The organism is Kitasatospora sp. NPDC049285 (assembly GCF_040678815.1).
Classification (GTDB): Bacteria; Actinomycetota; Actinomycetes; order Streptomycetales; family Streptomycetaceae; genus Kitasatospora.
The window spans coordinates 1-12,761 of the sequence record NZ_JBFAQR010000041.1; the positions used below are offsets into that span (position 1 = coordinate 1).

3 protein-coding genes are annotated in these 12,761 nt (G+C 68.2%); 1 reads left to right on the top strand and 2 read right to left on the bottom strand.

Annotation, left to right across the window (positions count from 1 at the left end; all coding sequences use genetic code 11):
• Positions 1-5,433, bottom strand: a 5,433-nt coding sequence (locus tag AB0K51_RS23590; protein WP_363458713.1) for a hypothetical protein, incomplete at its 3' end; no start/stop codon positions are given.
• A 588-nt stretch (positions 5,434-6,021) separates the two neighbouring features.
• On the opposite strand from AB0K51_RS23590, the gene AB0K51_RS23595 reads away from it, so the two are divergent.
• Positions 6,022-9,747 (top strand): LamG-like jellyroll fold domain-containing protein, encoded by a 3,726-nt coding sequence (locus AB0K51_RS23595; RefSeq protein ID WP_363458714.1) that lies wholly within the window; start codon positions 6,022-6,024, stop codon positions 9,745-9,747.
• Positions 9,748-9,959: 212 nt separating this feature from the next.
• Here AB0K51_RS23595 and AB0K51_RS23600 read toward each other — a convergent pair whose 3' ends face one another.
• Positions 9,960-12,713, bottom strand: a complete 2,754-nt coding sequence (locus AB0K51_RS23600; RefSeq protein ID WP_363458716.1) for a PKD domain-containing protein — start codon at positions 12,711-12,713, stop codon at positions 9,960-9,962.
• Positions 12,714-12,761: the final 48 nt, after the last annotated feature.

The following is a 12,761-nucleotide window of genomic DNA, read 5'->3' on the forward strand; positions in this document are numbered from 1 at the left end:
CCAGAGCTTGCCGCCGGAGAACGCGAGGACCTCCAGGCCGGAGGTGGTCGCGGTCAGGGCGAGCTGGCTCGGTGATGCGAGGGAGCCGACGACGGGGGCGATGTCCCGCCAGTCCTGCCAGGTGCCGTCTGCGGCCCGGAGGCTGTGCCAGACCTTGCCGCCGGAGATCGCCATGACCTGCAGCTGGCCGTTGCTGACAGCCGCGGACACGGAGGTGACGGTGTCGAGCGGCGCGCCGGTTCTCGGGACGAGTTGCGTGTACAGGCCCCAGGTGCCGTCGGCGTTCTGACGGGACGTCCAGATCTTGCCGTCCGCGAGGGCGATGCCCCAGCTCTGGGTGGCGTCGCTGGCTGCGGCGATCTGGGTGACCTGCGACGGGTTCAGCACGGCGGGCGCGGTGGTGTTGATCGCGTGGTCGGTGCGGCTGGTGCGGTTGCCCGTGACGTCGTAGGTGTAGTCCTGCCAGTACGGGTTCCCGCCGCCCACCGTGTTGGTGACCGGGGAGACCGCGCCTGCGGTGGGCGTGGCGTTGGTGCAGGAGCCCTGCGAGAGCACCTTGTAGCCGGTGCCCGACGCGGTGGTGATGCCGCCCTTGTCGGTCCAGGCGGTGGTCAGCCGGCCGAGAGTGTCGTAGGTGAAGCACTGACGGTCAGTCAGCGATGGGGTGTTGTCCGGGGTGTCGGTGATCGAGGTGATCTGGCCGGCCGGGTTGTAGGTGTAGTCGGTGAGCTGGGTCTGCCCGTTCTGCTGGGTCTGCCGGTCGACTCTCTGGCTGCGGACCTGGCCGGTCGACTGGTCGTAGACGGTGCTGGCGAAGACCTGAGTGCCGTACGGGTTGACGACGGTGAAAGTCGGGCGCCCGAACGCGTCGACCTGGGTCTGCCGGTCGTAGACCACGCTGGTGTTGGTCTGGCCGCCGTACAAGAGGCCGCTGTAGCTCTGGAGGATTCCGTCGATGCCGTAGCTGTATCCGAGGTCTTCCCTAGGCAGGTCTCCGACGGCTGGCAGATTGGTGTTCTGGACGTTTCCGGTGACCTGGTCGTAGGTGCTGGAGGTGGCGTAGACGAACGGCGTGGTGCCCTGGCCGACTTCGGCGCCGGGGATGGTGACCGTGGTGCCGGTGGGGCGGTAGCCGTCGTCGTAGCCGGTGACGGCGGTGGTGTAGGCCGGGCCTGTGGCGCCGCTGGTGTAGCGGGTGGAGGAGGCCGGCTTGCCCTTGGCGACGGTGTCGAACGACCATGCGGCGAGCTGGTTGGCGCTGCCAGTGCCGCCCTGGAAGGTGCCGGTCTTGCGGCCGATCAGGTCGTAGGCGTGGTACAGCGTGGTGTTGCGTGCGTCGGTGCTGGAGGTGAGGCGTCCGGCGTCGTCCCAGGTCTGGGTGGTGACTCCGGTGTCGGGGTCGGTGGCCTTGGTCTGGCGTCCGCGCTGGTCGTACTCGTACGACCAGGTGTTACCAGCCGCGTCCCTGCGGGTCAGCGGCTTACCGTCGACCGTGTAGGTGTACTTGGTGACCGTCGCGTCGGCGGCCTGCCCGGTCGGCGCGGCCGTGCGGTACTGCCACAGCTCCTTGGCCTGGCCGCGGGCGTCCGTGAGGGTGGTCGTAGGCCAGGCGCCCTGCGGCGGGGTGACGTCGGCGCGGTCCGCGCCCACGTACGCCGTGGTGGTCGACCACTGGTCGGCGCCCATCGACCTGAATGTCGAGGTGGTGGTCCGGCCGCGGCCGTCGAAGGTCAGCACGGTCTGCGATGGGATGACGTCGTCTGCGGACTGGTTGGGGGCCGTGTCCGGGTTGACGAGGGTGCCGGAGGGCGCCGTGGAGTTGTACCAGGGCGCGTTGGTCTTGTAGGCGCGGCCGTGGGAGTCGTAGAAGGTGTCGGAGATCAGGCGGCCGGTGTAGGTGCCGGTGCCCACCGCGTTCTCCTGGGTCTGGCGAACGCGGCCGAGGCCGTCCATGATCGCGATGGAGCGGTGGTAGGTGGGTGGCGTTCCGTCGCTGGTCAGGTTGCTGCTGGTGACGTAGGCCGGGGCCTTGCGGTCGGGGTCGCTCGTGTACGTGTACGTGTAGTTGGCCGAGGCGGTCGTCGCACGCCCTGGCAACCAGACCGCGGTCAGACGCCCGAGCGCGTCGTATGCCTCGTTGACGGTCTTGCTGTTGGCGTCGGTGACGGCCGTTGGCAGGTTTCGGCGCGGGTCCAGGGTAGTGACGCTGGTCCAGGTGCCGGTGCTTCCGGGTGCCGGCGCGACCGATGTGACGCTGGAGGGCAGTTCACCTGTGGCCGGCGTGTAGGTGGTCTTGGTGGTGGCCGTGCCCTTGGGATGCTGGTTGTCGCTGCTGTTTGGGTCGGTGGCGGTGGCGACGCGGCCGTAGGTGTCGTAGGTGGTGGTGCTGGTCGTGAGGTAGACCTGGTTCCCGGATCCGTCGAAGGAACCGAGGGCCTGATTGCCGGTCGGGTTCGCGGTGGCATCGGCCAGCTTGTAGTCCTTGCCGTCGTAGAGCACGCGCATGCCGTTGACCGTGTTGCCCGGCGCCGGGGTTGCGGTGCAGGCGTTCGTGCCGCTGATTACCACGGTCTGGGCGACCAGGTCCGTGCGCTGCAGGTCCGGCCCGGTGGCGTAGTCGGTGACGGTGCACAGGTCGGGCAGGCCGGTGGCCTTGCTCAGCACGGTTTTGACGCGGTTGTTGTGGTCCGGGTCCGTGGTGGTCGTGGTGCTGGTGACCTGGTCGGTGCCGTCGGCTTTCTTCGTCTTGGTGGTGCTGGTGCTGATCGTGCCCGCGTAGCGGGCGATCAGCGGCACGTCGAGCGTGGTGCTGCCGGTCTTGGTGTGCGTGGCGGTGGGATTTGTCGGCTGCGTCAGTCGGTTGACGGTGACGGTCGCGGCCGTTGTGTCAGCGGCCTTGTCGAACGTCTCGGTCTGGAGGACCTTGCCGGCGAGCCAGTTGTCATCGGTCACGGACTCGTCGAGCGCATCCGGCACCTTGACGGTGCGGGTGCCGGTCAGGGTCTTGTCCCCGTCCATGCCCTGCAGGTAGGTGGTCCGGGTCTTGGTCTGCGGGCCGTCGTTGGCAGAGCCGGTGATGGCGGTGACGGTGGCGAAGCCGCGGAAGTCGCCCCAGGTGCGGGACTTGGGGTCAGTGTACTCGCTGTCGTCGCGGTGCCAGGCCGCCTTGCCGTAGGTGTAGGCGGTGACCGTGTCCTTGTTGTTGGTGCCGGTGAACTCGGTGGTGTTGATCGTCTTGACCCGGTAGTGGTTGAACCAGTCGAGGATCGGGTCGGATCCGGCGAGTGAGCCTGGCGGGGCCGTCCACCGCGCCGGGAAGCACGCCATGTCGTTGTCGTCCTCGGCGCGCGGCATGACGTTCTGGAGCCGGGAGCAGCCAGGGAGTTCGTAGTCGACGTGAAGGGTGCTGCCGGTTTCGGTGTGGATCTCGATGATGCGGGGGCGGTGGTTGTCGAGGAAGGTCGCGCCGTTGGCCGAGGACGCGACTCCGTCGACCCGGTTGCTGAGCATCTGGGATACGAAGGAGACCGGGGGGAGCTTGACGGAGGCAGAGGAGGCGGTGGAGGCGTTGCCGGTGCGCTGGATCTGGTCGAGCCACAGCGGTACCTCGCCGCCCGGATCACCTGTCGGCGGGGAACTCTGCGTCAGAGCGTAGGAGTCGACGTCCTTCCAGACGTTGTTGACCCTGACCGCGGTGTCGATCTCGATCAGTCGGCGGGTGGTGAAGAACGTCGGGCTGTAGTTGGTGCAGGCCGATCCGTCCTTGCATTCCTGGTCGACCGGGACGTCGGGCCACTTCAGCTTGTTCGCGACGGTCCGGTTGGCCGCGGAGCAGTCGAAGGTGGTGTCGGTGCAGCGCTCTGCGGTCCTGAAATCGATCCGCGCGGCGGGCTCGAGGGTGCCACTGCTCGCGAGCTGCTCGCTCAGCAGCTGGCCGTAGGCGATCCGAAGGGGCAGATTTGCCCGCACATAGCTGGTCGGCGTCCCGTTCCCGTTGTTCTGGCCCCCGCCCTGGGAGTAGTTGTTGGTCTCGGGTGCCCAGGTGACGGTGACCAGGTTTCCGTGGGCGTCGACGATGTAGTCCAGGCCCCAGCGCTGCGCGAGCTTGCACGACGGCTGGCCGCCGGGGCAGGGGTTGCCGACGGTGGTTGCGTACACCGGGAGGGTGGCGACCGAGTTGGTGGCCGGGCCGGTGCCGGTGACGCTGGTGCCGTCGGCGGCGGGCAGGTGGTTGGCGCCGAAGTAGTACGACGTGCCGGAGGTGTCGGTGACCTTGACGTACTCGTTGTTGTCGGTCCCGTTGCTTGCGCCGGTCCGGAACTCGATCTTCGTGCCGTCGTCGTCCTTCAGATGCCACACGCCGCTGGTGTCGTCGCGGACGAGTTGGCCGGAGTGGCCGCCGAGCGACAAGGTCGCGTTCTGGCCCGCCCAGCACAGGTCGCCGGAGTCGGCGATCCCGGACTTGTCACAGGACTTGTAGGTGCGCTCGATGAAGCCGGGACTGTAGTCCCAGCCGTCACCGATCCACGAGGCCTGGGAGTTGGTGGCCGACGTCTTGCCGTCCACGGACGAGGAGTCGTAGTTGAGGCTGACCGAGGGAGCCTGGCCGCCGAGGGCGGGCGGGCTCTGGATGGCGTACGAGTAGGTCATCGCGCCGCTGGAGCCACCGGCGCTCCATCCGGCCGACGGGTTCAAGCCGGACGCCTTGTAGTCGCCGCCTCCGCCGGACGCGGTGGTGTCCTGTGCCAGCAGCAGCGGGCCCGCGGTCGCCGACGCGCTCGCGGGCGCAAACGGGGATGCCGACGCTGACGGAGTGCCGGTGGGCAGGTCGATGTCGGCGACGACCTGCTTGTGGCCGGTGTCGTAGTGCGTGGCGATCGGAGTCCTGGTCTGGCATGCCTGCACGCCGGGAGTGGTCAGCGCGCAGGACGGAATGAGGACGAGCCGCCCGCGCTGCGAGAACGCGCCCGCGCTGGCGGCGTCGAGTGCCGACACGTCCAGTGCGATCTGGACCTTCCCGCTGCCCTTGATGTCCTTGGGCTCCAGTTTCACCAGCAGGCCGTCGACTCCGGCCGCGGCGGCGGTCTTTGAGGAGAGCTGGGTGACCGTGACCGAGCCCGAAGCCGTGCCGGAGTGCGGCGCGGCCGCGCTGGCGGTGGCGAGCCACACCGGAAGACCTGCGGCCTGAGCGCGACCGGTCGATACCGCCTTCGCGAGGTCGACGGTCGCGGACGCTTCCTTGACCTGCTGGCGCTCGACTGGCTTGGCAGCGGCCGGCCGCGCCTTGGCGTCCGCGCCGTGAGCTCCTGCCGCCTTGACCGGAATCGACGCCGTCCGGACGACCGGGGAGTTCGGCGGCTCCCAGATCTTGTCCGAGTCGTCGGCCGCCACCGCCAGGCTCACGGGCCCCAGCAGCGAGGCGACGACCGCCAACGTACTCGCCGCGACGATCGGCAGCCGTGTGCCGCCGCGTCGTCGCCTTCCCCTTCGAACCGAGATTTCGCGGTTCGCATATTGCGACACCGTTTGTCCCCTCCTGCAGGCCATAAGGCGATGGCGCATCCGAGTCGTGCACCACCGATGAGCGGGAGGACTTTACGGCGTCATGGGAATTCGCGGGGAAGATACCGGACGGAACGACCGCGTGATCCATCTCACGCCGATCACCAATCGCCCGCACCTTCACGAAACGGCCATAGCAGACGGTAAATCACTTTGCCTGGCCCGGCGCATGCCTGATCATTCCTCAGTCCTGTGCCCGACTGGGGACGGGAAGCCTCCCGCTGGAGATCACCTATGGCTCTGCGTCCTGGCCGCCGCCTCGGCGGCCGAACAGCACTCGCCACCCTAGTGGCACTCTGGACATGCGCAATACCCATGTCAATTCCACAAGCACACGCCGATTCAACGGCACTGACGGTCAATCAGATCGCAGCACGCGACCAGGCGCATCTGGACTCGATCCAGGCATCATCGGAGACTGAACGGGCCCTGGCCTCAGCGAAGTCGACCGGCACCAACGTGCCCATTCCCGGCCTGACCACCGAGTTCAGCAACACCGTCGCCACCCCGCAGGGGCACCTGTACCAGTCGCTCCAACTGGAGCAACAGCGGATGCGCAAGGACGGCGCCTGGGCGGACCTGGACGCGACCCTGGTGGCGAACCCGGACGGCAGCTACTCGCCCAAGGCCGCCCCCAGCGGGCTGCGCCTGTCGAAGGGCGGCGACACCCGTCTAGCCACCCTGATGGGCCCCGGCGGTGAGCAGTTGTCGCTGACGTCGCCGTTCCCGCTGTCCGCGCCGCAGGTGAGCGGCGCGTCGCTGACGTACACCATCGACCAGGACACTGACCTGAAGGTGACAGCCACCCAGTTCGGCGGCTTCACCACCGTTCTCGTCCTCAAGTCCGCAGCGGCCGCCGCGAACCCGGCGCTGAAGGCACTGCGCTTCGGCACCGAGACCGCCAACGTGACGGTCTCGGCCGATCCCGGGAACAACCTGACCGCCAAGTCCCCCAACGGCAAGGCCCTCTGGCACGCACCCGCACCCATGATGTGGGACAGCAGCCGGCAGGCGCCGGCCTCCTCCGCAACGCTCACCGCGCGCGCGATGGCGGCCCCCGCGGACAGCGCCGGCACCACCGACGCGCCCCTCACCGGGAGTTCGACCGACGGCCCCGGCCAGGGAGCACGGGTGGCCCAGATGCCGGTTACCGCGGATACGGGTGGCATCACGCTGACGCCCGATCAGGACCTGCTCGCCAACGGCACCGGCCCCTGGTACATCGACCCCGCCTGGACGCCCACCTCGGCCAGCACCAACCTCTACAACTGGGTCCAATCCGGGATCCCCGGCCTGAACAACGACAACCGTACCGGCAGCAGCAGCACGGACTATCCCGGCATCGGCAGGTGCGGGTTCTACGCCGCCGGCGGCTCCTGTAGCCCCGCATCCACGTACCACACCTACTACCGTTTCGACCTCGGCAACCTCGGCGGCGCCGTCGTCCACTACGCCCAGCTGAACCTGGAACAGCGCTACTCGGCGAACTGGTCCTGCACCACCACGTACGACGTCACCGCCTATCGCACCGACCGGTTGGCTGATGGCACCGTCTGGGGCAACCAGCCGACCAGACGTGAGTTCCTCGGCAGTCGGCAGATCGGCGGCACCGGCCAGTCGGGGTGCGCGGGGAACATCCCGTTCAACTACGACGTGACCGGCGTCGTCGGCGCCAACGCCGGCCATGACATCAGCTTCCAGATCGCCACCGCCGACGAGAGTGACGTCAACGCGTTCAAGCGGCTCACCACCGGCGCCACCATGGGCATCGAGTTCGACAAGTACCCGGACGTGCCGCAGAACCAGCGCACCGCCCCGGGCACCCCGCGCACCGGCGTGCCGAACGTCCCGGACATCGAGTCGTGCGCTGAGGTGCCGGTCAGCTCCTACGGCTGGATCACCACCAAGGACCTCCAGCTCCGGTCGACGGTCTCCTCTCCGAACCAGGGCCAGTTGACCGAGTGGGTGAGCATCTGGGACCCAGCCTCGTCCACCAAGACCAACGAGGGTTGGAGCGGCTTCGTCTCCACAGGCAACCCGGCAAGCTACGCCTTGCCCTCTGACTTTCTTGAGGACGGCCACTACTACAGCTGGATCACCAAGGGCGACGACGGCCTCCTGCGCGGCAACCCCACCCCGGTCTGCCACTTCCGCGTCGACCTCACGCAGCCGACCCTGTCGCTTCCCGGCGCGCCGGACGGCCCGGCCATCACCGACCTCTCCACGCAGTTCCCGCCCGCGGGCAACGGCCAGATGAGCACGAAGCACGTCGGCCAGACCGGTGAGATCCCCTTCAACGCCGCCGACGCCAAGCCTGCCGGGGGCACCGAGTCGTCAGGTGTGGCCGCCGTGCACTGGAGCTCCAACCCGTGCATGTGCGACCCCTACGTCCAGCACATGTACTTCGGCAGCCTGCCCGCGCAACTGCCCGTGACTGGGCTGTCCGTGACTCCCACCCACTGGGGCACCAACACCGTCTACATCCAGGTCGAGGACAACGCCGGCAACAAGACCCAGGTCACCCCGTACAGCTTCTCCGTCGCGTGGTCTCCGACACCGCTGGCCTACGGTGATGTCTCCGGCGACGGCTACCCGGACATCCTCGCCGCCGGCGACGACGGCCGGCTCCTCGACTACGGCCAGGGCGTCAACTTCGCGGCACCGTCGTCCGCGGCCACACTCGGCCAGGCGCCGGCCGGCACCGCCTGGAAGGACGTGCGCACCAGCCACCGCGGCACGATCGACGGCGGCGACAACGTCGACGCCCTGTTCGTCCACAAAGACCCCACCGCGCCGGACGGCACCGGCGGCGGCAGCGACCTCTTGTACTACCGGAACAACCATCAGGACAACGGGAGGTTCGACGTCGTTGCCACGAAGCTCTACCGGCCCGACTGCCCGGTGAGCGCCGACTCGAACTGCGCGTACTACGGCAGTATCGACTCCTGGGCCACCGTCAGCCAGATCACCCCGGTCGGCTCCGACGACGCCACCCTCAAGCCCACCGATCCCAGCAAGCGCACCGGCGTCCTCGCCGTCGAGCAGGGCAACCTCTGGTACTACCCCAACCTCGGCATCACCAAGAACAACAGTTCTGGCAAGTCCACCTACTTCGGTACGCCGAGAAAGCTCACCAGCGACGGCACCTGGGGCAACTACGACCTGATGGTGCCCGGCAACGCCCTCGCCGACGGCAGGCCCGCGCTCTGGGTACGGGCCCGCAACACCACCACCACGCCCGCGGTGACCGCAGGCGACATCTACCAGTACGCCCTGACCTTCGGAACCGGCACGACGGACGGCGTCAGCTACACCACCGTCACCGGCCTCACCCAGAGTCCCGCCAAGCGCATCATGTCGGGGCTCACCCCGGCGGCGTTCCCGCAGATCGGAGCAGTCGGCGACCTCAACGGCGACGACATCCCCGACCTCTGGGGCTTCGTCGGCTCGACCAGCCGGATCACCACCTGGGTCGGCGTGACAACGGACAAGACCACCAAGACCCCTGTCACCACGCTCAGCCCCCGGGACCGCGAGTGGCTGCTCGACCCGAACGTCATGGGCAAAGACGCAGCCGGCAGCCAGGGCATCCAAGCCAACACAGTCGGCACTGTCACCTGGAGCCCCGACGCGCCCACCTCGCACCTGGCCGGATCCGCCGGCCTTGCCAGCACCGACGGCCTCACCGGCGTCGGAGCGCTCAGCCCGAACATCGCCACCCCCGGCACCACCGGAAGCTACACCGTGAGCGCCTGGGTGAAGATCAACAATCGCAACGACTTCTACACTGTGCTCTCCGAGACGGACCAGCAGCGCAGCCCCTTCTACCTGCAGTACAGCAAGACGTTCGGCACCTGGGCCATGATCGCCACGACCGCTGACGACCCGGCCGCGAGCTATTACGTCGCCACGGCGAAATCCGCCGCCGAAACCGGCAAGTGGACTCACCTCGTCGGGACCTACGACGCGACAAGCAAGATCATGACGCTGTACGTCAACGGAACCTACGCAGGCTCCGCTCCAGTCTCGACAACGTGGGCGTCTACCGGGAACCTCACCATCGGAGCCAACCGCTACCCCGACGGCCACCTCGACAACATGACAGCGGGCAACATCGCCGACGCACGCACCTACCCCTACGCACTCAGCACCGAACAGGTCGCCGCACTCTACGCCAGCTCCTGACAGAGCCACGTGGGAGAAGACCGAAGGAGGGGTCCGGGGCCGACAGGCTCCGGACCCCTCCCATCGTCGTAGTGAGGTGACGAGCCGCCACCTCATCTGACCGGGTGTTCGTGCCCTGGTTCTGAGGCCGGTTTGGGACCTGCCGGAAGCGAGAGTCCCAGAAGGGCGCAGGGATCGCCGCTCCGGGCCCTTCGGGCCTGTGTGCTGGCCGATCAGGAGTTCTGGTAGTACCCGAATTCGTCGACGATCAGGTCGATGTTCCCGTCGCTCTCGTTCCAGAAGTCGACGATGCCGTCGGTGTGCCCGGCAGCCGCCTGGACCAGGTTGGGCACGGTGGCGCCCGCCTGCCAATTGAGCGTGGAGGTGTTGGGTGCGGTGACCGGGAACCTCTGCTCGTCGCGCAGCGAGTTGGGGTCCGGTGACACGGTGAGGTGTCCGGCGTCCGTGGTGTTGGTGACGGTGGCGTTGAGGACGAAGGCGGTGGCGTCCATGCCAGGGCCGAGAACCAGGAAGTGGTTGATACGGGCGGTCACCGGGGCGGGCGACCAGGGCAGAGCGCGCGTGTCCGTGAACCGGGTCGGGGCGATGGGCACGTACGCGCCCTTGGCGGCCGTGCTGTAGTAGCCCACGACGTCCACGATGACGTCGGTCTGCGCCCAACCGCCGTTGAGGACGCGGATGCTGCCGTCGGCTCCGACCGGCACGATGACCGCGTTGGCGATCGTCTGGCCCTGTGTGTAGTTCACGTTCGACGCGTTGGGGGCCTGCTGGCCGCTCGGGTAAACGGTCAGGTGGCCGTCGCTGCGGGGGTTGGTGACAGTGACGTTCAGTGCGACCGCGGTGATGCCGGACGAGGGCAGAAGTCCGCCGGCGTTGCCGGCGATCCGCACCGGGATGGAGCTGCCTGCGGCGACCTGGCTGCGCGCAGCGCCGGTGCCGTCTCGCGTGTCGAGGAGGCGGGCCGGGGCGATGGTCGAGTAGCCGCTCGCCGCCGCCTTCGTGAAGTAGCCGGTGATGTCGGCGATCAGGTCGACCGGGGCCCACCCGCCGTTGTACAGGTCGATGTAGCCGTCGGCGCCGACCGGGACGATGACCAGGTTCGGCACCGTCTGGCCGTTGGTGAAGTTGACGTTCGACGTGGTGGGCCTGGCATCGCCTTCGCCGTACGCGGTGATGAAACCGCCGCTGGCGGTGTTGGTGACGGTGACGTTGAGGACGGCGGCCGTCAGCCCGGACGGGATGCCGCCGTTGCCGACGACCTTCACCCGGGCCGAGTGGCCCGGTTGCACCTGCGCCTGCGGTCCGCCGGTGCCGTCGCGGGTGTCGAGCAGGCGCCGCGGGCCGTACGCCGAGTATTGCGAACCCTGCGTCGACACCTGGACGGAGTTGCTCACCGCGATGCCGAGGTTGTCCGTGACGGTGACCGTGATCGTGTACGTGCCCAGCTTTGCGTACGAGTGGGTCGAGTTCACGGTGCCGTCGCCGTAGAGGCTGCTGCCGGTGGTGGTTCCGTCGCCCCAGGCGACGCTGACGGTGAGCGGCTCGACCGCGCTTGCGATCGTGCTGGTCAGCGAGAACCCGAACACGCTGGTGTTCTTGGCCGCGAGTGCGACCGCGAGGGTGGGGTTGGTGTTGACGAACTCGATGGCGCCGCGAGCGACGTAGGGGCTGTGGCCGAAGAAGTCTGTGGCCAGTTTGCCCGGCGCGTTCGGGTTGGCGGAGTTGAGCGCGGCCGATCCGGGGTGGGGCCAGGCGTCGATGTTGTTGGACTCGTTCAGCCGGAAGAACATGTCGGTCGGCGGGATCGGGTCGATCGTGTCATGGATGCCCTGGGCAGTGCCGGACCGGAACGCGGTGAGTGTCGGGTAGACCGTCTCGGCCCAGCTATAGGGCGGGGTGGCGTCGGAGCCGTAGATGTAGAAGTCGTTGTAGTCAGCCGTGGTGCCGGCGGCCGAGGCGGCGGACACGACGACATCGGGCGCCCAGGACTGGCCGGCCGCGGTGCAGGCGGACTGGTACCCGCCCAGGGCGTAGTCCGTGCCGGGATTCGCGTCCTCGAGCAGGTTGTTCTCGATGGCCACCGCGGATGACGCGCCGTCGATGTCGATGGCCGAATCACAGCCGCGCTGGATCGTGTTGTTCGTGATGTTGAGGCCCGTGACCCCGGTGGCGGTGATCCCCGCTGTCGCCATCACGTCGCTGGCGAGGGTGACGTTGCTCGCGCCGGACGCGATCGTGACCCCTCGGGCACCCGCGGACCAGTAGCCCTCGTCGATGTACGTCCTGCTCACCGTCACGTCGCTGGACGCCCCGTCGACGGTGAGCGTCGTGGCCCCCCTGAAGTTCGGGTTCATCGTCAGGTAGGACGAGTCCACTGAGACCCCGGTGGAGCCGACGACCGCGACGGCCGGCACACCATAGGTAGTGATCATCAGGTTGCTGACCGTCACATTGCTGACGTGGTCCAGAGTCAGGGCGGCATGCGGGCCGCCGCCCTCAATCCACGCCTGGTTACCGATGCCGACGATCGAGATCCCCGATGTCTTGACGGTCACAGAGGCGGCGATGGGGATCATGCCGACTACGTCGACGGTGTCGCCGGGTTGTGCCACATCCACTGCGCTCTGGAGCAAGCAGAATGGATCAGCCTCCGTGCCCGTCCCTGCCGCAGTGGTGCACGGGCGGCTGTTGGTGGCGACGTAGATGATCTTGCCCGAGGTGGCTGTGAGGCTCGACGCGGCAACGGTCGTCTGGCTCGGCTCCCGGACCCGGATCGACTTGCTCGCCGGGCTGATGGCGGTCGTGAAGCCCTCGCCACCAGCCTCGGCCACGGGCATGGCGCTCGCAGGGAGGGAACGGGTCGTTCCAGTTGCAGGGCCTGCCGCGTGGGCCAGGCTCGGTATCAGGGCAACAGTGGCTGCGAATACGGCAGTTGCCGCAACGAGACGGCGGCGGGACACCGGCACCTCAGTTCCTCGGTGGATTCAACTGGTCGTCGCAACACCTCTGTGAGC